Here is a 26,007-nt window from a genome sequence, read left to right as displayed (position 1 = left end):
TATTGCATTAAATACCGTCTGTCTACTTAGTTTCTCCGGACATGTTATTTTACTACTCTCCTCATAGGACATATTAATTGCGTTCTCCACCAGCTTTATCTTTACTTCTTTATCTACCTTCTCATGTTTGCTTATCCCTATAATTTCATCAAGTAAATATCTATATTCCCCATTCTTCTTAGATTTGTAATACGTTCTTGCATATTCTATTTCGCCTAGCATTGTTACAATCTTTTTCTTGTCTTTCCTTTCTACTACCCATCCCTTTTTCCTTTTTTCATCTTCTTTAATCGTTTTATCTAATTCTTCTAAAAAGTCCTTTATTATGTTTGCTCCTAATTCATCAGTCATTTTTTTAACTACATCAACAAGTTTTGTTAAATCCCATTCTTTTGATATAGTTTCTTCAACATTTTTTATTAATTTAGTAGTGAAATTTATTAAATGTTGTTGTATAATATTATTCAAAAGAGACACCCCCTTATTGGTTTGTGTGTTTTTTTTCACTTTTATTTTATCACAGGGGTTGTCTCTTTTAAATTTTTTGTCTTTTTTCGTCCTACAATAATTTTACACTATGAAAGATTGAAATTGATAAAGATAGCCATAATTTCCGAAGCGGATGCTTAATCTCCTGTTATACCCTTAAAATACTGAATTAAGAATACTATTTAAAAGTTAATTTGTATGACTAAGGTTGCAAAGGTTGTCCTTGCAGCGAAAACTAATTTGTGTTATGCTACTATTGCATTGGTTATGAGCTATGTAAAAAGTTGTTTGTCAATTAGTAAATAAAACTTTATTAAAAAATCATACAATTAACAATTTGCAACTCAAGAACTTATAAGTTTAAAACAAAGGGGAAATAGATATGAAACCGATAATTTGGTCTAACTTTAAACTTAATCTTTTAGATCAAAGGCTCCTTCCGATAGAAGTTAAATACATAGAATGTAACAGTTTCATAGATGTAGCAGAATGTATAAAAAGTATGGTGGTTAGAGGAGCACCTGCTATTGGAATAGCAGCAGCATATGGAGTTGTTCTTGGTGCAAAAGAAGTTTATTCAAATGATAAAATAAAATTTGAAAAGGATATGCAAAGGGTATTTGAAACATTAGCCTCAACAAGGCCAACAGCCGTTAATTTGTTTTGGGCTTTAAGTAGGATGAAGGATAAATTTTATTCTGCTTTGCACAATGACAATGATAATATAATTACATTATTAGAAAATGAAGCAAATGATATATTCAATGAAGACCTTGAGCTTAATAAAAAAATTGGAGAATATGGTGCTAAATTGCTTTCCAATAAATGCACTGTTTTAACCCACTGTAACGCTGGTGCTTTAGCTACAGCAGGCTGGGGAACTGCCCTGGGCGTTATCAGAAGCGCTAAAGAAATGGGTAAAGAAATTAAAGTTTTTGCAGATGAAACAAGGCCACTTCTTCAAGGTGCAAGATTAACTGCCTTTGAACTGATGAGCGACGGAATAGATGTTACATTGATATCCGATAATATGGCAGGTTATGTAATGAAGCTTGGTTTAATTGATGCTATAATAGTTGGTGCTGATAGAATAGCTGCTAATGGCGATACAGCAAATAAAATTGGGACCTATTCCCTATCTGTCCTTGCAAAGGCTCATAGCATTCCTTTTTATATAGCTGCCCCATATTCTACCTTTGACTTAAATATAAAAAGCGGTGCAGAAATACCAATCGAAGAGCGTAGCCATGAAGAAGTAAGACAAATATTTAATGTTAGAATTGCTCCAGAAAACGTTAAAGTTTTCAACCCTTCCTTTGATGTTACACCTAACGAAAATATTACTGCTATTATCACTGATAAAGGAGTTATCTATCCTCCCTTTGAGGAAAATATTAAAATCATGAGGTGATACAATGGACATTGAAAGTCTAAAAAAAGAAATAATTTTTTATGGTCAGGAGATAAAAAGATCCGGCCTTGTATTTGGAACCTGGGGGAATATAAGTGCAAGATTAGATGATAAGATTTTAATTACTCCAAGCGGTATTCCATATGAAAAGCTTAAACCAGAAGACTTAGTGATCTGTGACTTAAATTGCAATGTTATTGAAGGAAATCATCCTCCATCAACAGAATTAGTTGTTCATTCAGAAATATACAAGTTTAGAAGTGATGTAAAAGCTATTATTCACACTCATAGCATTTATGCATCTGCTATTGCTGTTACAAGGAAAAACATCCCTGCAATCATAGAAGATATGGCTATGATAATAGGAGGAGAGGTTCCTTGTGCAAAATACGCCTTTCCTGGAACATCTGAACTTGCAGAGAATGTTTTAGAAGTATTAGAAAGTAAAAATGCTGTATTGCTGGCAAACCATGGTGCAATATCCCTCGGAAGAAATTTAAAAGAAGCATTTAATGTTTGTCAAATACTTGAAAAATCAGCAAAGATATATATCCTTGCAACCCAAATTGGAATGCCAAAACCCTTAGCAATAGAAGAAGTTGAAAAGATGAGGGATATTTATCTTAACATATATAGCAAAAATGAAATGATAAAATAAGGCTGCATTTTAAGTTGCAGCCTTATTTTTTAAACACCTCAATAACCCTGTCTAAAATTCCATTTATTTCTGCTATAGCCACTCCATAATTTGTAATAGGCACATTTTGTTCAGAACATCGTATTATCCTTGTCATAAGTTGTTTTCTATTAAACATGCATGAACCACAATGAACTACAAGTTTATACTTTGTTAAATCTTCTGGGAAATCCACGCCTGCATTAACAGTAATGTTTAATTTGCCACCTGCTTTTTCCTCAAGCCACTTTGGTAGTTTTTGTCTACCAATATCCCCCTCTAAAGGATGATGAGTGCAGGCCTCTGCAATTAAAACATTATCTCCAGGTTTTAACTCATTGATTTTTTTTGCCCCTTGAACAAAATATTCAAGTTCACCCTTATATCTTGCAAACAGTATTGAAAAAGAAGTTAAGGGAACATCCTTTGGAATAAAAGAATTTACTTTAGAAAAACTTGGGAATCAGTAATCACAAGATCAGGTTTTTTATTTAAAACCTTTAATGAATCCTCAAGTTCACTATCTTTAACTATTATTGGCATTGCATCATGATCTAGTATATCCCTCAATACCTGAACTTGTGGAAGAATCAATCTTCCCTTAGGAGCTTGTATATCCTGTGGAGCAACAAGCAAAATCAAATCTTTAGGTTTTATTATATCTCCAACTATCGTCTCCCTTTCATAATCCTTTGGTGCATTAATTTGAATTAATTCTTTTAGTTTTCCAATATTTTGCTTATTTTTTGCACTCACCTTTACAAAGGGAATGTCAAAATCTTTTTGCAATTCTTCAACATCAATATCATCTAAATCAACCTTATTTATTACACCAATTACTGGAATATTTCTTTCTTTTAAATCATTAAACCATTCTTTTTCCAAGCTAAAATCTTTACTTCCAGCAGTAAAAACTAATATCGCAAGATCAGTTTTGTCCATAACTTCTTTTGTCTTTTTTATTCTTAGCTCTCCTAATTCTCCCTCATCGTCAAGTCCTGCTGTATCAATTATCACTACAGGTCCAATTGGTAACAGCTCCATGGCCTTATAAACCGGATCCGTAGTTGTCCCCGCAAAATCTGACACCAATGCTATCTGCTGCCCTGTAATAGCATTTATTAAGCTTGATTTCCCTGCATTTCGTTTCCCAAATATCGCTATATGAAGTCTATTTGCCTTTGGTGTATCCTGCATAGAATCCACTCCTTAGAATCTTAAATCTCTTTCTCCATCCTCAATTCTCTTTAATCTCTCAATAGTTGCCTCTCTTGCTCTTTCATTTGGTATTTCATCAAGGGCCTTTTTTATTGTTTCTTCACCAATTTCTCTTGCCTCTTTATCCCCATAATCCAATAGAAATTCTTTAAAGGTTAAAATTGCATTAGGTTGGCAGACATTATGAATTTGTCCTGTTTTTGCAAGTCTCATAAATCGTTCGCCTGTTCTTCCTTCCCTATAACAAGCCGTGCAATAGCTTGGGATGTATCCCCCCTTGCATAAACTCTTTATTATCTCAAGTGGTGATCTGTGGTCCCCAACTTCAAATTGAGGTTTTTCATCCTCTTTATGAATATGCAGTTTGTATTCTTCCACATATCCTCCTACTCCAGTGCAGGAACCTGCACTAATCTGGGATATTCCAAGTCCAATAACTTCGTCTCTAAAATTTGGTTCTTCTCTTGTCGACAAAATCATTCCAGTATAAGGAACAGCAAGTCTTAATACAGCAACAATCTTTTTAAAATCCTTATCGCTAACAAGATAAGGGAAAGTTTCTAACGATACACCCTCTGCCTCTCTAAGTCTTGGAACAGAAATCGTATGGGGACCTACACCATAGGTATTGTCAAGATGCTCAGCATGCATAAGCATAGCTATAGTATCGTATCTATAGTCATAAAGCCCGTATAACACCCCTATTCCAACATCATCAATTCCTGCCTGCATTGCTCTATCCATAGCAGTTGTATGATAGTCATAATCATGCTTTGGACCAGAAGGATGCATCTTTTCATAGGTTGGTCTGTGATATGTTTCCTGGAACAGAATATAAGTTCCTATGCCTGCTTCCTTTAATTTTTTATAGTTTTCAACTGAAGTTGCAGCAATATTTACGTTTATTCTTCTAATACTTCCATTTTCAAATTTAATGGAATAAATAGTTTTAATGCAATCTAAGATATAATCGATAGAACAGTTAACAGGATCTTCCCCTGCCTCAAGGGCAAGCCTTTTGTGCCCTAAGGATTCTAAAATCTTTACCTCTTCAACTAATTCATCCATTGTAAGCCTTCTTCTTTTAAAAGATTGATTGGTATGTTTATAGCCACAATAGTAGCAGTTATTTACACAATAATTGCTTACATATAGCGGTGCAAAGAGGACGATTCTCTTTCCGTAAATTTTCTCTTTAATTTCCCTTGCAGTTTTAAACATTTCATTTAGAATATCTTCATCTTCAACATGTAGTAGTACTGCAGCTTCCCTATGGGTTAGCCCTTTGCACTCCTTTGCTTTTTGTAAAATTTCCCTTACATATACCTTGTCCTTCGATTTTTCCTCTCCAAATTCCATCGACTCTATAATTTCTTCATGAATTATAAAGTCTTCAGCTTTTATATCCTTCATAATTTGCCTCCCATTCAAATTTTTGATAATGCGGTTTTTACATTAACACCTTCCACTTTACCAAGCTTTCCTGTCATTGCGCTTATCTCATCTGCTGTCCCGTCAACTATAAGTGAAATAATGAATATCCCCCTATCCCTATAAGGTATACCCATTCTTCCAACAATAATATTAGAATAGTCATGTAGTATAGCATTAACCTTATAGGTATTATCAAAGTTTTCAATTACAATGCCCACAACACCAATTCTCTTTTCCATAGCAACCTCCAAAAAAGCCCTTCAGCAAAAGCTGAAGGGCTAATTTACTTCCCTACCCTTTTGCTCGGACACCTCCTTGCAATCGGAAAATGCTTATCCATTATTTCGGAATCTCCAAAATAATGGATTTAAGTTAATTATATAACATAGTTTTTTGAAAATCAAATAAAATAATCCTCTTTAAAATGAATTAAGCTTTTTTCAAGCTTGTGCATTGCATCAACAAACCTTACAACTCCTGTTTTTTGTCTCATTACAACTGAATGTGTAAAAGCTGTATCCCCTTTGTAAATAACTCCCTTTAAAAGATCGCTGTCTGTCACTGCAGTAGCTGCAAAGTAAACATCATCGCCCTTTATAAGGTCATCGGTTGTTAAAGTTTTCTCTATATCTTCTATCCCAGCTCTTTTACACATTGCAAGCTGTCTATCGTTTTGTGGCATTAGTTTTGCTTGAATTTCCCCACCCAAACACTTTAGTGCTGCAGCGGCCAGAACGCCTTCAGGTGCTCCACCTATTCCATATAAAACGTCTACTCCTGTATCATCAAAAGCTGTCGCAAGGGCAGCTGCTATATCTCCTTCAGCAAATATCTTGACTCTTACACCAATTTCCCTTGCTTTTTTTATAATCTCCTCATGTCTTGGTCTATCCTGAACCATCACAGTTAATTCCTTCAGATCTTTATTTAAAGCTTCTGCAATATTTTTTAAATTAGTTTCAAAATTTGCATTTAAATTTACTGCACCTTTAGCCTTAGGACCAACAGCTATCTTTTTCATATATATTTGGGGTGCTCTGAAAATATTCCCCTTTTCTGAAAGTGCTATAGCACTTATTGCGTTAGGTCTTCCTTTAGCAACAAGTATATTCCCATCTATTGGATCTATTGCAATATCATATTCTGTTTGCCCATCCTTCCACTGCCCAACTTTTTCACCTATATAAAGAATTGGAGACTTATTTATCTCCCCTTCTCCTATCACTACTCTTCCCTTAATAGGTAATAATTCAAAGGCAAATCTAGCTCCATTTGCTGCAGCTAAATCCACCTCTTCAATATTACCTTTTCCTAATAATTTAGAACATGCAAGTGTAGCAGCCTCTGTTACCCTCACAATCCCCATTGCAATATCAAACTTTTCCATAGCGTCCCTCCAAGATAAAATTTCTGTTTTTATTATATCATATTGAATAGTAAAATGAAATATAAGATATATTATTTAAAATATAGTTTATCACATAAAAATATCCCATAAAGGAAACCTTTATGGGATATTTTTATGATACTTGTGAGAAAACATCCGTTGGAACTATTGCATCTATAATGCCTATTACCAGTGCAGCCAGGATAGCCCCCCATGCTGTAACTGACACACCTGCCACAATAAATTGAGTTAAGTAAATAATGATTGCAGCTATTAAGAAACCTACAATTCCTCTGCCAAAGGGTGAAGCATCCAGTTTAAATACTAATCCAATAAGATAATCAAGTGCTGAAATAACAATAGCAGCCAATATTGCTGTTCCAAAGCCAGCAACCCTAAAGCCAGGAACTAAAAAGCTTGCAATAACAAGAATTACAGCATTTACTAAAAACTTAATGATGATTGAAAAAATATTTACGTTTTTTCTTTCTCTATTTTCACCCATAGTAACACCTCCATTAGTATTTTGGTCAAAAAAGCAAAAAATATACAAAAAAAGTGCCTATAAGGCACTTTTGGCAGTCCCAAGGGGAATCGAACCCCTGCTACCGCCGTGAGAGGGCGGTGTCCTAACCTCTAGACCATGGGACCATATTCTTTTTTCAATAAGATTATATAATATTTTCTATTATTTGTAAAGACCAATAAAACATTATTTATAGACATCTATTAAAAGTCCCTTTATTTCTTCTATTCTATCTGCTAAGTTTATTATATCCCTCTGTGACTCAATTAATCCTCTTGTAAGCTCATCTATTTTGCTATTTATCACCTCAATCTTAATATGTATTCCATAGTTATATGGCCCTACTTCTCTCTTTAAGATATAAGCATTTTTAATAACAAAGGATAAGTATTCCTGAACCTTTAATTTATACCTTTTTGCATCCTCCAGGCTTCTTGTAGCAATTAAACGCTTTCCAAGGATATCGATTTCATTAAGTAGCTTTTGCAGTTGCCCTTCAGTCTGTTCCTTGTTTGCTAAGTCAAGTGCTGAAGAAAAATCGCTATCTACTTTTGTCTTGTTTGATGGACTTATGTTATTTGTCTTTGTTAAATTAATCTTCCTTATTTGCATGTCTTGCACCCCTAGAATTAATCTTAATTTTATTTTAATATCTTTCATAATATTCTTCAATAGGGATGCTGTTTGCCTAAAAAAAACACAGAATTATGATTAATTGAATTTCATAATTCTGTGTCTTTTTATCTACATTATAGCAAAATAATTATAGTGAAATACTAGGTGCAGCTTCAATTATATCATCAGTTAAATCCTCAAATTTCTTGATGTTTTCATAAAATCTTATTGCAAGTTCCTTTGCATACTTGTTATATTCTTCATTGGATTCCCAAGTGTTTATCGGATTTAATATTTCTGCTGGAACGTTTGGACAACTCTTAGGAACTAAAACTTTAAAAATCGGATGCTCAAAATATTCTACCTTTTCTAAGTCTCCATTTATAGCTGCCCTAACCATTGCCCTTGTATAGGATAAATCCATTCTTTTCCCTACACCATAGGGTCCTCCAGTCCAGCCTGTATTAACCAAGTAAACATTTACATTGTGGTTAGTTATTTTTTCCCCAAGCATTTTAGCATAGACCGAAGGATTCATAGGCATAAAGGGTTCTCCAAAACAACAGGAGAATGTTGCTTGAGGTTCTACGATTCCCCTTTCAGTTCCTGCTAATTTGCTCGTATAACCTGAAATGAAATGGAACATTGCTTGTTCTTTAGTTAGCTTTGATATCGGTGGCAATACTCCAAAGGCATCAGCTGTTAAGAACAGAATCGTCTTTGGATGTCCGCCTGTTCCTTCTAAAACTGCATTTGGAATATATTCTATTGGATAAGCTGCCCTTGTATTTTCAGTATATCTATCATCCGAATAATCTGGATTGCCCTTCTCATCAAGAACTACATTTTCCAATAACGCACCAAACTTGATAGCATCGTAAATTTGAGGTTCCTTTTCCCTTGAGAGATTTATACACTTTGCGTAGCATCCGCCCTCAAAATTGAAAATGCCATCCTCAGACCATCCATGCTCATCGTCTCCAATAAGTCTTCTTTCAGGATCCGCTGACAAGGTAGTTTTTCCTGTCCCTGAAAGTCCAAAAAATAAAGCTACATCCCCGTTTTCACCAACGTTTGCAGAACAATGCATTGGCAGAACATTAGCCATAGGCAACATAAAATTCATCGCTGTAAACATCGACTTTTTCAATTCTCCACAGTAATGGGTTCCGCCGATAATTATTATTTTCTTTACAAGGTCAAGAATTACGAATACTTCTGAATTAGTTTTGTCAAGCTCTGGAATTGAATTAAAATTTGGAGCACTTATTACTGTAAACTGTGGAATAAAATTTTCAAGTTCCTTATCTGATGGCCTTATAAAAAGCTGTCTTACAAACAAATTATGTGCTGGAAGTTCATTGATAAATCTAACTGAATGGGTGTATCTTCTATCAGCCCCAATTAACCCATCGAATACATAAACATCCTTCTTTTGAAGGTATGCAGCTAATCTTGCATATATCCTTTCAAAAACTTCCGGGCTAATTGGTTTATTAACCCTTCCCCAATTTATATTCTTATGTATTTCGGGGTAATCAACAATAAATCTATCCTGAGGTGATCTTCCTGTATATTTTCCAGTATTAATATTTAAAGCCCCTGTTAAAGTTAGGCTTCCTTCTCCTCTTCTAATCGTATGTTCTACAAGCTTTGAAGGTGATAAATTATAATATACATTACCTAAGTTTATTAAATTCAAACTTCTTAAATGTTCAGCTAAAGACATTTTAATTCCCCCTAGTATAATATTAGGATAATACCTTCCTAATATTATTTTACACAATTGCATTATAAATTGCAACATCAATGTTTAAATAAATAAAATATTGCAGTTATCTTTCATTTTCTATTTCATCCATTGCCTCATTTGCAAGTTTGTCACAAAGATTATTCATTTCATCGTCTGCATGTCCTTTTACCTTAATAAACTCGATCTCATGGACTTTAGTAAATTCAATTAATTTCTCCCAAAGCTCCTTATTTTTTACTGGCTCTTTACTTGCAGTTTTCCACCCGTTTTTCTTCCATTTTTCCACCCATCCCTGATTAAAGGCATTAACTAAATATGCAGAATCACTATGTAATTTTACTTTGCAGGGTTCCTTAAGCAGAGATAATGCATCAATCGCCGCAGTAAGTTCCATTATATTGTTGGTAGTTTTTTTAAAGCCTTTTTTTATAGTTTTAATTTTATCCTTATATATAAGAACTGCACCATAGCCTCCAACAGTCTCCTCATTGCCGTTTCCCCTACAGCCTCCATCTGTATAAATTATAACTTCTTTTTTCATTCTATCCACTCCCGTCTTTAACATAAATTTACATGGTAATTAATATTAAAATAATTTTACAGACCCAGGATAAAAAATGTAAAATATTATGTAAACTAAAATATTTGAGGTGGTCACATGAATAAAATAAAAAAATATAATTTAATTCTTCTTCCTTTGCTGATAATAATTATTTTAATCTTAAGTATCTATTTTTACAATCTAAAAGGTGAGAAAAAAAATATAATAGGTTACACAAATTTTCTAACGATGGTAGAACAAAATAAAATAGATACAGTTTTCTTAAGTGATTCCGAATTTATAAAGGTAGTTACTAAAGATAACATAATCTATTATACTGAAAATCCAAGAAGTCAAAACTTCAAAGAAATGCTTTTATTAAAAAACGTTCATGTGAAGGAAAATTCTTCTAACGTAGCAAATACCATTGGCGGAATACTTTTCTTTGTTATTGTTACTGTCTTTATAATAACTTTATTGTCTAAAAAAATAGCTCCCTCTTCAAAATCCATGTCAAGTATCGAATATGATACAAAAAGTGCTACTAAAGTAACCTTTAATAATATTGCTGGTAATGAAGAAGCAAAAGAAAGTATATTGGAGTTGGTAGATTTTATAAAGAACCCTGAAAAATATGCTAAGTTTGGCGCAAGACCTCCAAGGGGGATAATTTTATATGGTCCTCCTGGAACTGGTAAAACACTTCTTGCAAAAGCGTTAGCTAACGAAGCTGATGTTCCATTTTTCGCAGTAAATGGTTCCGATTTTGTTCAGATTTACGTCGGTGTAGGTGCTGCAAGGATTAGAGATTTATTCAAAAAGGCTCGTGAAAAGGAAAAGGCTGTTATATTTATTGATGAGATAGACGCTATAGGCAAAAAAAGAACCTCAAGGGCCGATGGAGGCTCCGATGAACGAGATCAAACCTTAAATGCCCTCCTATCAGAAATGTCAGGTTTTAAGGATAGTCAAGGAATAGTTGTAATAGCAGCAACAAATAGACTTGATGTTCTTGACGATGCTCTATTAAGACCTGGAAGATTTGATAGGCACATCGAAGTAAATCTTCCTGATATTAGAGCAAGATATGAGATTTTAAAGCTTTACACAAAAAACAGACCGATATCAGAGGATGTTGACCTTTTTAAACTTGCTGAAATGACGCCATATTTTTCTGGTGCTAAACTTGAAAACCTTGTAAATGAAGCAGCAATCCTAGCCGCAAAAGAATCAGCTGAGTTTATTACCAATTATCATTTTGATAAGGCCTTTAATATTATCATTGCAGGTTTTGAAAAGAAGGATAGAAGCTATATAAGCGCTATGGATAAAAAGATCACCGCTTATCATGAGGCTGGACATGCCCTTATATCAAAATTAGTCGCCCCAGAAATTTCAGTAAAGAAAGTAACAATAATTCCAAGCACTAAAGGTGCAGGAGGATACACTTTAAATGTCCCCCCCGATAAAATGTTTAAAACTAAAAGCGATTTGTTAAAACAGGTAAAAATAGCTCTTGGAGGAAGAGCAGCAGAAGAAATCATCTTTGGAAAAGAAAATATTACAACAGGAGCCTATTCAGATTTACAACATGTCACTAATATACTATTAAACATGGCTCAAGAATATGGAATGTTGGAAGAGACTGGCTTGATAAATTATGGCCTAATTGAAGGATTAAATTTAAATGAAAATGTAGAAACGATTAAGAAGAAAGTAAACGAAATCTATTCTGAAGTTGTAAACCTTTTAAGCCTAAATAAGGACAAGCTCGATATTTTGGCGGAATATTTAATAAAAAATGAAACCATTTTTGAGAATGAGATAAACTCAATATTAAATTTATAACAGGAAAATATCCCAAGGATTAGGCTATCCTAATCCTTCTTTTTTATTTTGCACACAAAAAATCCTTCATATACTTCATTTGGAATTACTCTTATACATTTTTTAACCTCGTCACTAAGTCCTATATCAATTCCATTTAAGAAATTATTATCAAGTCTGTCTATATTCATTATTTTTATGTCAAAATTGTTAAGGGCCCAATCAATGATTTCTTCATTTTCTTTCCTATTTAAAGTGCAGGTTGAGTAAACCATAATTCCCCCTTTTTTTAGGGCTTTATATGCACTTTCAAATAATTTTTTTTGTAGGCGGGATAATCTTTCAACTTCCTTAAGGCTCCATCCTCTGTATGTCTTGGGATCCTTTATGGATATTATTCCTTCCCCACTACAGGGAACGTCTAAAAGGACTTTATCGAAGAATTCAGGATATTCCTCCCCTATCTTTTCCCCTTTTCCTACTCTAACCTCGGCGATTTCTACTCCCTGTAACTTTAGATTATACTTTAACCTTTCGGCTCTAATTTTATCTGCTTCGTTTGCCAATATGAATCCCATGTTTTTCATCATTGCTGCCATTTGTGTTGTTTTGCTACCCGGCGCTGCTGCAACATCTAATACTTTCTCTCCTTCTTTGGGATCTAATATTATAGGCGGAATCATACTGGATAAATTTTGTAGATAAATTTGTCCCTCCTTAAATATATTTAATTTTTCTATATCCCTTTCATCTGCATTTTTCAATATAAGGGCATTTTCATTCCATTTAACCCTTTCAAATTTTATATTAACCTCTTTAAAAAAATCCATCAAACTTTTAATATCATATTTTAAAGTATTTACCCTTAATGTCGTTAATTTCTTATCTGAAATACCATATAATATTTTGTCTACAGTGTGAATATCAAATATATCGTAAAATGAATTCAGTAAATCTTGAGGAATTTTTTTCCTTATTTCCGTTATTGACGCCATTTTATTCTCCTTTCAGTAAATATAATTTGTGTTATAATATAAAATATATAATTTTTAATTATTTTTTTCAAGTAAGTCGAAAGGGGCATCAAAATGATCGATTGGAAGGATAATAGAAATTTAACTTTATTGGTTGATTTTTATGAGCTTACTATGGCCAATGGATATTTAAAAAACGGCATAGGCAATAAAATCGCTTATTTTGATATGTTTTTTAGAAATGTTCCAGATGGTGGAGGATTTAGTATTGTTGCCGGTTTAGAGCAGCTAATAGAATATCTTAAAAATCTAAAATTTACAGAAGAGGACATTAAATTCTTAGAAAAAAAGGGTCTTTTTGATCAGGAATTTTTGAATTATCTAAAAAACTTTAAATTTGAGTGCGATGTTTGGGCCATTCCAGAAGGAACTCCTGTTTTTCCTAACGAACCATTAGTAGTAGTAAAGGGTCCTATAATTCAGGCTCAATTTATTGAAACCATGATTTTGCTAACTATAAATCATCAATCCTTAATAGCAACTAAGGCAAACAGAATAGTTAGAGCTGCCCAAGGTCGTCCTGTTCTTGAATTTGGCTCAAGAAGAGCACAGGGTTACGATGGAGCAATTTTAGGTGCAAGGGCAGCATATATAGGCGGCTGTGCTGCAACCGCCAATACGATTGCTGAAAAAATGTTTGGAATACCTGCCGTAGGAACCATGGCCCATAGTTGGGTGCAAATGTTTGACAATGAATTAGACGCCTTTAGGGCATGGGCAAAAATTTATCCTGAGAATTGTCTTTTGCTTGTTGATACCTATAACGTTTTAAAATCTGGAGTGCCAAATGCTATTAAAGTATTTAAAGAGGAACTTCTTCCAAGAGGGTATAGACCAAAAGGAATTAGAATAGATAGCGGCGATATAAAATATCTTTCACAGAAGGCAAGGCAAATGCTAGATGAAGCAGGATTTCCAGATTGCCAAATTGTAGCCTCCAATTCTTTAGATGAATATATCATCAGAGATGTTTTATCACAGGGTGCAAAAATTGATAGCTTCGGCGTTGGTGAAAGATTGATCACAGCAAAATCTGAACCTGTATTTGGAGGTGTATATAAGCTTGTTGCTGTTGAAGAAAATGGTAAAATAATCCCTAAGATAAAAATAAGCGAAAACCCAGAAAAAATAACTAATCCCGGCTTTAAGCAAGTCTACAGGTTATATGACAATGTTACTAACAAAGCTATTGCAGATTTAATAACCTTTGCTAGTGAAGAAATAGATGAGTCAAAGCCACTTAAAATATTTGATCCTGTCTACACTTGGAAAACAAAAACACTTGAAAATTACAAAGCACGAAAGCTTTTAATTAAAATATTCGACAAAGGAAAGTGTATTTATCAAAGTCCTTCAGTTCATGAAATAAAAAAATATTGTCAAAGGGAAATTGAAACCCTTTGGGATGAAGTTTTAAGATTTGAAAATCCCCATAGATATTATGTAGATCTTTCCTTTAAGCTATGGAAGACAAAACAAAAATTATTGAGAAAATACTCAAAATAAGGCTGCCTTAAAAGAGCAGCCTTATTCATCTATTGCAAACTCCTTTCCATATGCCATAAGGGAAAATTGCTTTTCAGCATCAATAAGTTTAATCCCTTTAACATCGATATCCTCTATATTGCTAACGCCTATCTTATCATTACTTAATCTAAATAGATAATTTATAGCCTGGGGTTTAAAGCCTAAAAGTCTTGCACAAACAGTATCAACTGCAACGGCATCAAATCCAGCAACTAGAAAACCGCTATGAATTGCTTTTCCCTTAGAAGGACCTGTTCCTATCATTGCAGGGCTTAAGCTAACAATAGAAAAATCTATTGGCACCTTTTTAGCAAAAGCATAAATAAATCCATGGAGGTCTTCATGGATCCCAAGATTTTTTTTGGGATAACCGTGAACAGATGCTGGAGGCCAACTTAATGCTATATTTTTTATCGATGCAGAAATTGTAGCTTCCTCGTGAATTTTAAGTTGGGTAAAGGAAATTAATATATCTGTTTCAAATAACAGTTTATTAACTTTAGTTGATTTTACAATATCATGTTCTAATTCCAAATCTTCAAACTCTCCCACATTTAAATCACAAAATTCTACTCCTTCCTTCATTAAAACTTGATTATATCCATATGTATTTAGCACATCATAGGTTGTGGCACCACCAGAGCCAGCAGCAACTACTATTCGCTTGGGGTTTTGTTCCTTTATAATTTTTATAAGCTCTTCTAAAGTTTGTGGTCCTACCACGACACCCTGCTGTGGTGGGTTTAAATTTACCAAGTTGGCCGTAATTGTAACAGTATGATTGTTTTTTATAAAACCATTAAAAGGCAATAGCGCAATTGCTTCCCTAAGTGCCAAGCCTTCATTTGGGTTATTAACTATTGCAATAATATTGCTGTCTAATGCTTTTTTCCTTAACATTGCATCATCTCCTTACTTCAATTCTGCTAACTTCGATTCATATAGTTTTATTTCCTCATCCCTTTTTAATCTTTTGCAGCATATAACTAAATGATAAACAACACTTTTTACCAGTTTGCTCTTTTTATTTGCTGTTTCATAGGCATGTTTTAAAAATTCATAGGCATCTAAATAATTACCTTTTAAAATAGCAATTTGACCCCAAAAATCCCATACAATAGGATGTTCTCCATATATTAATAAAAAATTTTTAATTTCATTCTCAGCTTCATCAAGCTTTTTATATTTAATTAATGAAGCAATATATTCTATTTTGTTTTTTATTATAATATTCAAATCCTTTGCTACTATCTTAAATATATTTTTCCCTATTTCAGTAATAGAAATCTTCTTAATGTTATTTTCTGAAACATATTCAATTAGTCCTAAACCCACTAAAAATGTGTCAAAATATAACTTGCAAGTATCATCCCTAAGAATATAATCTAATCTAAATTCGTCCTTTGATAAAATAAATATATTATCTTCTTCCCATTTTGTATGTAAAAGGACCTCTTCTTTAAAACTAAAAACAGAATAAATTACATAAAATAAATTGCGAATATTAAAAAATTTTTCTTCCGTAACCCACTTTTCTAAATTAAATACATTGCTTAAAATAATAGCGTAACGCTCCTCTGGTTCTAAACGTGATACCATCCTTCCTATCTTAGTTACTGTTATGTTTGAATTTTTAACCTCCAAAAATTCCGTCTTTATAAGAAAATCTTTAACAAGATTAATCAAACAATTGTCAAAACTTAGGCTAATTGGAACATCATTTAAAAAATAATCGATTAACTTCATAGTTTTAAAGTCTAATAAATAAGCATTTTCTGTAAGCTTTACTACCTTTTTTACAAATTCTGAGTTTAGATAATTTTTTATAGTTTCCTTTGCTTCGCTTTTTCTGCCTTTTAACATGTCATATTTTTGAAGATAATACTCAACATCCGTGAACATTCGTTTATAATAAGCTATCTTCCCGCCCTTTATAAATTTATATTCCTTTAAAAATTCTGTAAGATCAAGCATAGCATTAAGTATTAAAGGGATCTTTTCCCTTCCTCCAAATTCATCATCGATTAAACTAACTTTATCTGTGAACTCATCAAAGGTAAAACTATCAAAATTATCTAGCGTCTCATCAAAGTAATCTAAAATGTTATTTTTAAAGGTTGTAACTACCTTTACATTAAAATTAATCCTCTTCTCATCAAATCCATTTTGCTTCATGTATTCCTTAAACAAGACGATCTTCTCTTGATCCTTCATAAAAACACCACCTAAATTTATAACAAATCCCTTTACTTAAAATTATTTCCATATTCATTTTTTTTAATCAAAGAATGCACAAAATAAAAGCACAGATTCATTTATTATAAGCCTACAGGAAAAATCTGTGCCAAATAATATATTATATTAAACTAATCTAGTTTAATTCAGATTGTAGACAAACCATCTTTGGTGTTGAAATTTTGCAAGAGCCCCGTGAATGGATTTCAAAAAGGCATCTCTCATGAGCTCTAGCAATTCTTACTTTTCGACTTTTCAAAAGTCCGTAATTCTGCACACGGACGTGCAGAGCCGAGTGGCCGACACGGATGTCGGCTCACGAGGGTAGGACTTTTGAAAACAAAGAAAAGCTTAGAATTGCTTAGCGAAATGAGCGAATGCCAGGGAAATCCTTCACGGGGCTTATCAAAAAACAACTTTTTCAACAGTCTGTATTAAACTAATCTAGTTTAATTACTTCTACATAATTGTCATGAAAGGCTGTTCCATTTCCTATATCAGTTTTCATGGATTCAACTATGTCGTTCACATTAGCCTTTTCTTCAGCTAAAAAACCAAATGGGATACTTATGACCCCTTCCTTTATATCACTTGTAACTTCTGCATAGGCATATATTGCACCCATATCGTTAAAAATCTTTATTTTATCTCCATGATTAATATTTCTTATCCTTGCATCTTCAGGATTTATTTTGGCCTTTGGAGCACCTAGAAGTTTTTTAATTTTATCTATCTCTGAATATTGGGAATTTATTTTTTCATAAGAGTGGTAGGATATAAGCATCAAAGGATAATCTGTCCTTTTATTTTCTATGTATTCCGGGATTAGGCTCATTTTCCACCTTTTCATGGTCTTTGACTTAAATTGAATTTTTCCTGTAACTGTATTAAATTTTCTGTCCCTAAAAGCTACTTCATCATAATCTTCAGGTAAATATGGGGCATTTTTCAATTCCTCTAAACTTTTTTCAATTCCCGATGCTTTTAAAATTTTTTCTATATTATCTATATTGTTTTCAGGAATATAATCTAAATTCAACTTTAATTTTTTAGCTAGCATTCTATAAATTTCACTTTCATGCTTGCACTCCTCCAAAGGATCGTGTGCTTTGTCCATAAATATTACATAGGGATGCCAATAGGATTTTAAAATATCGTAATACTCAAAAGTTGCAGCTGCTGGTAAAATATAATCAGCAAATTTTGCAGTATCGCTTAAGTATTGCTCAATAACAACTATAAAATCTAATTGAGATATTGCTTTTCTTATGTTTTTTGAGTCTGGATTTGATACAACAGGGTTGGCACTTTGAACAAATAACATTTTTATATTTTTCTCAATAATTTCCTTGCCTATTTCACTTACATGAACATAGTCTACTTCTTCCGGAGGATCTATCAAAAAAGGCCATTTTAATTTAGGTTCAGATAGATTAGCATACCTAAAGCCTCCACCTTCTATGCCTACGCTTCCAACTAAGGCAGGAATAAGTCCTATAGCTCGTATCGTTTGTCCTCCATTTATCCTTCTTTGAAGTCCTAATCCACAAACTAAACTTAAAGGTCTATTATCCCAAATCAATCTTGCTAATTTTGTAATCTCCTCTTCATTTATTTTGCATATCGTTGCTACAGTTTTTAAGTCAAACTTTTCAACATAGGTTTTAAACTCTTCAAACCCATATGTATATTTGTCAATAAACTCTTCATCAATCATTTTATTTTTAATCAAATAATTTGCTAGTCCCAAAGCAAAAAGCAGATCCTTACCAGGCATTATTTGAATAAAATAATCTGCCTCCTTTGCTGTTTTTGTTTTAACAGGATCTATAACTATAACCTTTGCTCCGTTATTTTTTGCTTTTTTTATAAAAAGCATCTCCTGGAAATTAGTCTCGGCAGAATTTTTCCCCCATAAAACTATGCATTTTGCATTTTCAAGATCCCATGGGGCATTGTGAATTGCTTTTCCATAGGTTTGAATTACTCCTTCTAATCCAGCCGAAAAGCATAGATCTCCATATGTAGTAGTATATCCCTTAAGTTGGTTCCAAAATCCAAATGCACATTTACTAAAAATTCCTATTTCCCCAGACCCTTTGTAAAACATGATGCTTTTTGGACTGATATTTTGATAATAATCTATCTTTTTTGAGATTTCCTCTATTGCTTCCTCCCATGAAACCCTTACAAATCTTCCTTCTCCTCTTTCTCCAACCCTTTTTAATGGAAATTTTAGTCTTTTATCCCCATAATTTTTTTCTAAATACGATTTTCCTTTCAAGCAAATATACCCTTGTGTTGCTTTATTTAAAGGATCCCCTTCAATATTTACTATCCTATCATTTTCAACAGTTAGAATTACCGAACAGCCTCCATAGCAATCCCTTGGACATCCGCTTCTTATCTTCATCTTTATCCCCCTTTGCTTTTTATAATATTTTAGCACATAAAAAAACAGGGGGGGAACCCCTGTTATTTTGTATACATTAAATCATAATATTCTTTTACCATTCTTGCAGCTGAGAACTTTTCTTGAGTAGTTTCTATGCTCTTTCTCATCATTTCTTCCCACTTTGATTTATTCTCATAATATGTTGGAAGAACTTCCTCTAAAAGAACTTTATATAAAGCTTTAGCATCATGCTTATCTAATTCCTCTAATGTATCAAAATCATCAACTCCAAGCCCATCTCCAAACTGCCATCCATTTACTCCGTGAATACATGCCTCAGGCCACCAACCATCTAAAATACTGCAGTTTAATACTCCGTTCATGGCAGCCTTCATTCCAGACGTTCCTGATGCTTCCTGTGGTCTTCTTGGATTATTAAGCCATATATCGCATCCTCTAGTTAGCATCGCACCTATTTCCATATCATAGTTTTCTAAGAATACAACGCTATTTGGATATTTTTTAGCCATCTTTACAATATCTGAAATAATGCCTTTCCCTGTATAATCATTTGGATGAGCTTTACCTGCAAATATTATCTGTATTTTACCGCTTTCTAAATATGGTCCTATTAGTTTTTCGTCGGTAAAAATCAAATTGCTTCTTTTGTATGGTGCAGCTCTTCTTGCAAAACCAATTAAAAGTTTTTCAGCATCTAATTTTACGCCGGTTCTTTTTTCAACAAAGGCTATTAACTCTTTTTTGATTTCATTGTGAACTTCAAGTAAACTTTTTCCTTCTTTATAAGCCTTAACTATTCTTTCATCCTGCCAAGTTCCATTATGCACGCCGTTAGTAATACCTATTATTTTAGAACTTCCTTCCACACCTTCCCACATTTTGTTTGCTGTTTCCTTGTGAAGCTGTGCAACACCGTTTGAAATTCTACTCATTCTAAGGGCTGCAACAGTCATACTGAAGGGGTCTCCACCTAATCGTTTCATATGCCAATAGTCAAGATTTAAGTATGCCCCCATGTATTCAAGTAATCTATGGGAATGAACTTCATTTCCAGCTGGAACTGGAGTATGAGTTGTAAATACGATTTCTTCCCTTGTTGCCGCTAGAGCTTCGTTAAATGTTAACCCATTTTCCATTTTTTCTCTAATAAGTTCTATGCCGGCAAACACAGGGTGATTGTCATTAAAATGGTAAACATCAACATCGATTCCCAGCTTTCTTAAGGCCCTAACTCCACCTACACCTAAAATTATTTCTTGAGCAACCCTTTCTTCAGAAAACCAACCATAAAGCTGGGAAGTTATTAGCCTATTTTCATTTCCATCAACATCAGCATCCAAAAGATATAACGGAACATTATTAAATTTATCTACCTTCCATACCTTTAAAGTATAAGTGCTTTCTTTGATTTCTACATCTACCGTTATTCCCGTATCTTCTAAAAAATCGTAATCATAAGCTCTATATGTATCTAACGTCCTTCCATCCTCAGTTATATATTGATCAACATAACCCTGCTTCCACTTAATTCCAATACCTACCATTGGAACATTCAAATCTTTAGCAGCTTTTAAAATGTCTCCTGCTAATATTCCAAGCCCACCAGAATAAATCTTAAATTTTGAATCTAAACCATATTCCATACAAAAATATGCAACTTTTGGTAGTTTGTCCATCTTTTTTCCTCCCCAATATCCTTTTTTATTTTTATTTTAATATATTTTCTTACTAAATGCAATCGTTTGCATTTTAAAATAAAAAAATTTGTATAAATTATATAAAATATTAATCAAAATAAGCAAAAAAATCGTCAATGGATCTTTTGTTTAAATTTATATAATTTTCTTTCTCCGATATTAAGCCTAAATGATGGGCATCTGAATTTTTTATAAATTTTACATCATCAGGAATAAAACCCTTTATTTTTAGTTTCTCTAACTTAATAAGATCAACATATTCCAACGCCTTAATGCTTAAATTATAAGGAATAAAACCCAAATTGGATATAATGCTGAAGCTTTCCTTATCAATATGGGATGGAATAAAAAGACCTTCAAGGGACTTAACTTTATTATAAGCCTTATCTATACTAACATTTGCAGAGGATAAGAGCATTATTTCCTCTTCTCCAACTATTTCATCTAATTCGTTGTAAATGAATTGTCTTCCAAAAAGCTCCTTCTTATTTTTAATCTTTGGTAAATTAGAATAAACCCAACCCTGGAATTCCATTGCTGCGTCTAACGTTTTAAAAAGGCATAAAACATGCACTTCTTCCATAGTCTGAAGCTCCATCCCTGGGACTACTAATATATCTAATTCTTTACCTATTTCCATACAGGGCTTTAAATTTTTACAGGAATTATGGTCCGTAATTGCTATAATATCGAGTCCCTTCAGTTTTGCCATATTAAGTATATTATTTGGAGTCATGTCATCATCGGCACAAGGTGATAAAGCTGAATGGATGTGTAGATCATAATAGAACTTCATTCGTCTATCCCCAATTGATTTAATTTTACACATAATTGGTAGGAATTTAAGTCTGACTGTAAAATAGGGATATTCTCATCATTGGCTTTTTCTAATGTATTTTCTTCAACTTCAATATTTTCAGGAATTATAATGCATGAAAGTTCTAGTAGACTTGCAATAGCTACTATGTTCGTGTGAATTTGAACGGTTATCCAAGCATTTTGACTTTTTGCATGGGACATTACCCAGCTCAAAAGATCACAGCAATAAACACCTTTTACATCCTTTTCTAATCCTTTTTCACCAGCTAAAATTTTAAGATTTAAGCTGTTTATTAAATCCCTAACCTTCATTCTATTCTCCTCCATTTTTTATAAATTTACAATCATTCAAATTTGCCAAACCCTTTACAACATCCTCGGCAAATGCCCTACAGGATGGTGAACCACAAAGTCCGCAATCTGTTCCAGGAAGCATATTAATTATTTTATTCATATTCTTTATCATCTTAACTGCACTTTCAAAGTCATCTGCAAATTTCAAATTAACTTTTAATATATCCTCCCTTGCAAATTTACTTTGAAACTCATCGTGCAGTTCAACATTGTAGCTAAATTCACCATTAGCTATTATCTTTTTTGCAATCCTTTCTGCATTAAAGGGGTTTTCTATCAAAAATAATCCTCCTAAGCATCCTCTTGTGCAGGCATAGGCTTCTATATAATCAACATCTTTTATTTTTCCCTTTTCTACGTCATTAAATAGCTTTATAACATTTTTTATTCCATCAACTGCTAAAAAATTGTCGATCCCGATTGCTTGACTTTGTCCTCCTGAGAAGGACCATAAAAGGCCAGTTTTAGATATTTTTCTATAGGTTTTATTCGACGTTTTATTTAAAACTTTTAATAGTTTAGGATAAACTTCACTTATTGCAATAGCACCATCAAAGCCTATTTTTTCATTATATTTTAGTTCTTTTATTTTAGTAATCCAGCTTGGACATGGCGTTAAAAAGAAAATTCCAATTTCATTCTCCTTATATCCCATTTTGCAATACTTTTCTCTGATTAAAGCCGCTGAAATTTCTATAGGTGTTAACATTTTAACAATATGATCATTTAGGGATGGAAAGTCCTTCTCAATCAATCGAATTATCGAAGGGCATAATGTTGAAATTGCTGGTTTTTCGACTTTTGTTATTTCCTTTTTTAATATCTCAGCCTTAACATCGCAGGCAAAGGTTATATCAAAAACCTCATCAAAACCTAAGCTTAAAAGGGCTTTGTTTATTTCTTCTGGATTTATTTCTTGTCCAAACTGTGGATATAACGTTACTGAAGGTATCAAGACTTTTATTTTGTAACCTTCGGTATCATTTAAGGAATTTCCCTTAGAAACATGGGCTCCATATGGGCATACTCTAATGCACTCTCCACAGTCTATACATTTTTCGTTATATATAACAGCCTTTCCATTTTTTATTCTTATTGCTTCTACAGGGCAATTCATAAGGCATTTTGTGCAGCCTATGCACCTTTCCTCAATCAGTGAAACTGAGTGAAAAATTTCTTTCATAAATATCACCTTTTTAAATTAAAAATATACTACCATCCTTACCTCAGTATACTCACCCATCTTAGAGTCTATATAAAATTCATCACAGCTTTTTTTCATGTTGGGAAGTCCCATACCTCCACCAAATCCCATTTCCCTTGCATACTCCGGGGCCGTTGAATAGCCCTCCTTCATTGCAAGGTCAATATTTTCGATTCCAGGTCCCCTATCCTTTGCTATTATTTCTACTTTGTTGTTAAATATTTTCGCCTCTATATATCCTCCATAGCTATGAATAACTATGTTCATTTCCGCTTCATAACATGCTACACAAATTCTTTTTATTATATCCGCTTTAATCCCCAACTGCTGTAATAATTTCTTAATACTGCTTGATGCTTCACCACCACGAATAAAATCTCCACTTTCAACATCATATTTAACACTTAACAATTCCTGCATTATAACATATCAGCTCCTTTTAAACCATTTGAATAAAGAATACCACAAGCAGTAAATAGCGTATATTTCGTAAAAAGAACACATATTCCCTTTTCCCTGGCAAGCTCAACTACGCTCTCATCAGGCCTTTTATTTCTAACAAAAATTATGCACCTTAAATCTAGCATTTCTGCTGTTCTAACCGCCTGGACATTTGTAAGACCTGTTAATAGAATAGTTTCTTTTTTTGCCAAACTCAAAACGTCACTCATAAGGTCACAAGCAAAGGCACTTACTGCTTCATAATCAAGCAATTCTTCATTGCATAAAACTTCTGCCTCCAAAAGCTCTTTAATTTTACCTAATTTCATCATCATTCCCCCGTTAAAAAAATCTAATATAATATTATTATTTTTCTGAAACTTTTTCAATGTAATTTTTTTAACAGCTAAAATACAAGTTTGACTAAATTTCCATATTTGTGTATATTTATTATAAATTCATACAGGGAGTGGTGGTATGTCAAAACATGTAATTGATGAGGCGAAGCGTTGCCTTCAATGTAAAAATCCAAGATGTAAAATGGGTTGCCCTGTAAGCACCCCAGTTAACGATATGGTTAAAATGCTTCTTGAGGGTGATATTATAAAGGCAGGGGAGATGCTATTTGAAAACAACCCCTTATCCTCAGTATGTTCACTTGTTTGTCCTGTTGAAAAATTTTGTGAAGGAAATTGTATTTTAAACCATAAGAACAACCCTATTCAGGTAAGCATTATTGAAAATTATATTTCGGAATATTATTTAGAATTTTAAATGAAAGTCCTAATATAAACAAGGATAGAAAAATTGCAGTCATTGGTTCTGGCCCAGCAGGAATAACAATATCCTTTATGCTTGCAAGAAAAGGCTATGATATAACTATTTTCGAAGCCCATAATAAAATAGGCGGTGTTTTAAGATATGGCATTCCCGACTACCGCTTACCTAAGAATATTTTAGATTTGATTAAAAATAAACTACTTAATATGGGAGTTAAAATACGACCAAATACTCTTATAGGTCCAGTTATAACTTTAGAGGATTTATTTAGTGATGGCTACAAGGCAATATTTATTGGCACTGGAGTTTGGAACCCTAAACCCCTTAGAATAAAAGGAGAAAGCCTCGGCCACGTTCATTATGCAATAGACTACTTGAAAAATCCTGATGTTTATGATTTAGGACAGAGGGTTGTAATTATCGGTGCTGGAAATACCGCAATCGATGCTGCAAGAACAGCACTAAGAAAGGGCGTAAGAGAAGTTATAATAATGTATAGGCGTGGCGAAGAGGATATGCCTGCAAATAGGGAGGAAATAGAATATGCTAAAATAGATGGAGTTAAATTTGAATTTTTTAAATCTCCCCTTGAAATATTAGACGAAGGAATAAAATATATTAAGACAGAAAAATCAAACAATGAAAAGGATAGGATTGTAGAAATACCTGGGACAGAAGCAATATTAGAAACTGATTCGATTATAATTGCAGCAAGCCAAGGGCCTAAAGCAAATATAGTATCTAATACTGAGGGATTAAAAATTAACAATAGCGGTCTTCTTCTTACAGATAATCTTGGAAGAACAACAAAAGAAGGCGTCTTTGCTTCAGGAGATGTTGTAACCGGTGCAAGAACTGTTGTTGAAGCTGTAAGCCTTTCTAAAAAGGTCGCAGAAGCAATAGACCAGTATGTTAGAGAAAAATATCCAGAGCTTTTTTAAAAGAGGGAAAATCCCCTCTTTTAAATTTCGTAATCAAATCAATCACCTCCAAGTAAATTTTTAACTAAAGAGCAACAGAAGTCGCCCACTTCTATAAGTGGGTGATGAATGTTGATTGATAAATTCTTTTTTATGATATAATCAGTATTACAGGAAGGAGGTGTAATTTTGCTAAAGGCTTATAAATACAGGATATATCCAACAAAAGAACAAGAAGAATATTTTGCTAAAGTATTTGGTTGTGTAAGATTTATATACAACAAAATGCTACATGACAAAATAGAATACTATAAAAAAACAGGAGAAATGCTAAACAATACACCTGCACAATATAAAAAAGAATATCCGTTTCTAAAGGAAGTAGATAGCCTTGCCCTTGCTAATGCACAGCTTAATTTAGAGAAGGCATATAAAAACTTTTTTAGAGATAAGAAAATAGGTTTTCCAAAGTTCAAGAAAAAGAAAGGTTACCAGTCTTATACTACAAATAATCAAAATGGAACAGTAACACTTGAAGGTAGTTATCTAAAAGTTCCAAAGTTAAAGACAAAAATAAAAATAAAACAACACAGACAATTTGAAGGAAGAATTAAATCCGTAACTATATCAAAAACGCCAACAGGCAAATATTATGCTTCTATACTTGTAGAAGAAGAAATTAAAGAATTACCTAAAATAGATA

The 26,007-nt window shown here is 33.0% G+C and carries 23 protein-coding genes, 1 tRNA gene and 2 pseudogenes; 6 read left to right on the top strand and 20 right to left on the bottom strand.

Annotation, left to right across the window (positions count from 1 at the left end):
* The coding region (locus CAAU_RS10225) for a UPF0236 family transposase-like protein (RefSeq protein ID WP_192811216.1) at positions 1–468 on the bottom strand (468 nt) is incomplete at its 3' end.
* 403 nt (positions 469–871) lie between these two features.
* Here CAAU_RS10225 and mtnA point away from each other — a divergent pair.
* Both mtnA and CAAU_RS10215 read left to right on the top strand, forming a co-directional pair.
* Positions 872–1,900 (top strand): S-methyl-5-thioribose-1-phosphate isomerase, encoded by a 1,029-nt coding sequence (gene mtnA / locus CAAU_RS10220; RefSeq protein ID WP_008909363.1) that lies wholly within the window; start codon positions 872–874, stop codon positions 1,898–1,900.
* Between the two features lie 4 nt (positions 1,901–1,904).
* Positions 1,905–2,558 carry a class II aldolase/adducin family protein gene (locus tag CAAU_RS10215; protein ID WP_008909362.1) on the top strand — a complete coding sequence of 218 codons (654 nt, stop codon included), beginning with the start codon at positions 1,905–1,907 and terminating at the stop codon, positions 2,556–2,558.
* Positions 2,559–2,580: 22 nt separating this feature from the next.
* On the opposite strand, the pseudogene hydF reads toward CAAU_RS10215, so the two are convergent.
* The 9 genes and pseudogenes from hydF to rnhA all read right to left on the bottom strand — a co-directional run bounded on the left by hydF (position 2,581) and on the right by rnhA (position 10,050).
* Positions 2,581–3,773 (bottom strand): annotated as a pseudogene (hydF, locus tag CAAU_RS10210) ([FeFe] hydrogenase H-cluster maturation GTPase HydF).
* A 12-nt stretch (positions 3,774–3,785) separates the two neighbouring features.
* Positions 3,786–5,210 carry a [FeFe] hydrogenase H-cluster radical SAM maturase HydG gene (hydG, locus tag CAAU_RS10205; protein ID WP_423219155.1) on the bottom strand — a complete coding sequence of 475 codons (1,425 nt, stop codon included), beginning with the start codon at positions 5,208–5,210 and terminating at the stop codon, positions 3,786–3,788.
* 11 nt (positions 5,211–5,221) lie between these two features.
* A complete protein-coding gene (locus CAAU_RS10200) occupies positions 5,222–5,467 on the bottom strand; it encodes a TM1266 family iron-only hydrogenase system putative regulator (RefSeq protein WP_008909358.1) in 246 nt (81 codons plus the stop codon).
* 161 nt (positions 5,468–5,628) lie between these two features.
* A complete protein-coding gene (gene glpX, locus CAAU_RS10195) occupies positions 5,629–6,615 on the bottom strand; it encodes a class II fructose-bisphosphatase (RefSeq protein ID WP_008909357.1) in 987 nt (328 codons plus the stop codon).
* Positions 6,616–6,748: 133 nt separating this feature from the next.
* Complete coding sequence (locus CAAU_RS10190) at positions 6,749–7,120, bottom strand: phage holin family protein (protein WP_008909356.1); 372 nt, start codon at positions 7,118–7,120, stop codon at positions 6,749–6,751.
* Between the two features lie 71 nt (positions 7,121–7,191).
* Positions 7,192–7,266: transfer RNA gene (locus CAAU_RS10185), tRNA-Glu, on the bottom strand.
* Positions 7,267–7,327: 61 nt separating this feature from the next.
* A complete protein-coding gene (locus CAAU_RS10180; protein WP_008909355.1) occupies positions 7,328–7,753 on the bottom strand; it encodes a YaaR family protein in 426 nt (141 codons plus the stop codon).
* Between the two features lie 151 nt (positions 7,754–7,904).
* Complete coding sequence (pckA, locus tag CAAU_RS10175; RefSeq protein WP_008909354.1) at positions 7,905–9,485, bottom strand: phosphoenolpyruvate carboxykinase (ATP); 1,581 nt, start codon at positions 9,483–9,485, stop codon at positions 7,905–7,907.
* A 106-nt stretch (positions 9,486–9,591) separates the two neighbouring features.
* Complete coding sequence (gene rnhA / locus CAAU_RS10170) at positions 9,592–10,050, bottom strand: ribonuclease HI (protein ID WP_008909353.1); 459 nt, start codon at positions 10,048–10,050, stop codon at positions 9,592–9,594.
* 117 nt (positions 10,051–10,167) lie between these two features.
* Here rnhA and CAAU_RS10165 point away from each other — a divergent pair, with 117 nt between their 5' ends.
* Entirely contained in the window at positions 10,168–11,898 is a 1,731-nt protein-coding gene (locus tag CAAU_RS10165; protein WP_008909352.1) for an ATP-dependent metallopeptidase FtsH/Yme1/Tma family protein, read from the top strand.
* 29 nt (positions 11,899–11,927) lie between these two features.
* Here CAAU_RS10165 and CAAU_RS10160 read toward each other — a convergent pair whose 3' ends face one another.
* Positions 11,928–12,872: an RsmB/NOP family class I SAM-dependent RNA methyltransferase gene (locus CAAU_RS10160; protein ID WP_008909351.1), complete on the bottom strand. Its 945-nt coding sequence runs from the start codon at positions 12,870–12,872 to the stop codon at positions 11,928–11,930.
* Positions 12,873–12,965: 93 nt separating this feature from the next.
* Between CAAU_RS10160 and CAAU_RS10155 the strand changes: the two genes are divergently transcribed.
* On the top strand, positions 12,966–14,417 hold the full coding sequence (locus CAAU_RS10155; RefSeq protein WP_008909350.1) for a nicotinate phosphoribosyltransferase: 1,452 nt from the start codon (positions 12,966–12,968) through the stop codon (positions 14,415–14,417).
* A gap of 21 nt (positions 14,418–14,438) precedes the next feature.
* Here CAAU_RS10155 and CAAU_RS10150 read toward each other — a convergent pair whose 3' ends face one another.
* The 9 genes from CAAU_RS10150 to CAAU_RS10110 all read right to left on the bottom strand — a co-directional run bounded on the left by CAAU_RS10150 (position 14,439) and on the right by CAAU_RS10110 (position 23,933).
* Entirely contained in the window at positions 14,439–15,338 is a 900-nt protein-coding gene (locus CAAU_RS10150; protein WP_008909349.1) for a DUF362 domain-containing protein, read from the bottom strand.
* Positions 15,339–15,350: 12 nt separating this feature from the next.
* Positions 15,351–16,652, bottom strand: coding sequence for a hypothetical protein (locus CAAU_RS10145; RefSeq protein ID WP_008909348.1), 1,302 nt, complete (start codon positions 16,650–16,652; stop codon positions 15,351–15,353).
* Between the two features lie 460 nt (positions 16,653–17,112).
* Positions 17,113–19,086 (bottom strand): molybdopterin-containing oxidoreductase family protein, encoded by a 1,974-nt coding sequence (locus CAAU_RS10140; protein WP_008909347.1) that lies wholly within the window; start codon positions 19,084–19,086, stop codon positions 17,113–17,115.
* A gap of 62 nt (positions 19,087–19,148) precedes the next feature.
* Positions 19,149–20,765, bottom strand: a complete 1,617-nt coding sequence (glgP, locus tag CAAU_RS10135; RefSeq protein WP_008909346.1) for an alpha-glucan family phosphorylase — start codon at positions 20,763–20,765, stop codon at positions 19,149–19,151.
* A gap of 109 nt (positions 20,766–20,874) precedes the next feature.
* Entirely contained in the window at positions 20,875–21,582 is a 708-nt protein-coding gene (locus CAAU_RS10130; protein WP_008909345.1) for a PHP domain-containing protein, read from the bottom strand.
* Positions 21,579–21,917: a DRTGG domain-containing protein gene (locus tag CAAU_RS10125; RefSeq protein WP_008909344.1), complete on the bottom strand. Its 339-nt coding sequence runs from the start codon at positions 21,915–21,917 to the stop codon at positions 21,579–21,581. The genes CAAU_RS10130 and CAAU_RS10125 overlap by 4 nt, the downstream gene beginning before the upstream one ends.
* Position 21,918: 1 nt before the next feature.
* Complete coding sequence (locus CAAU_RS10120) at positions 21,919–23,142, bottom strand: [Fe-Fe] hydrogenase large subunit C-terminal domain-containing protein (RefSeq protein WP_008909343.1); 1,224 nt, start codon at positions 23,140–23,142, stop codon at positions 21,919–21,921.
* 18 nt (positions 23,143–23,160) lie between these two features.
* Complete coding sequence (locus CAAU_RS10115; protein WP_008909342.1) at positions 23,161–23,583, bottom strand: ATP-binding protein; 423 nt, start codon at positions 23,581–23,583, stop codon at positions 23,161–23,163.
* Entirely contained in the window at positions 23,583–23,933 is a 351-nt protein-coding gene (locus tag CAAU_RS10110) for a DRTGG domain-containing protein (RefSeq protein WP_008909341.1), read from the bottom strand. Before CAAU_RS10110 ends, CAAU_RS10115 begins: the two co-directional genes overlap by 1 nt.
* Before the next feature lie 148 nt (positions 23,934–24,081).
* On the opposite strand from CAAU_RS10110, the pseudogene CAAU_RS10105 reads away from it, so the two are divergent.
* Positions 24,082–25,325 (top strand): annotated as a pseudogene (locus CAAU_RS10105) (NAD(P)-dependent oxidoreductase).
* A 168-nt stretch (positions 25,326–25,493) separates the two neighbouring features.
* Positions 25,494–26,007, top strand: a 514-nt coding sequence (locus CAAU_RS10100; RefSeq protein WP_040306504.1) for an RNA-guided endonuclease TnpB family protein, incomplete at its 3' end; no start/stop codon positions are given.

The organism is Caloramator australicus RC3, assembly GCF_000297115.1.
Taxonomy (GTDB): domain Bacteria; phylum Bacillota; class Clostridia; order Clostridiales; family Caloramatoraceae; genus Caloramator; species Caloramator australicus.
This window is presented reverse-complemented; position numbering and strand designations above follow the sequence as displayed.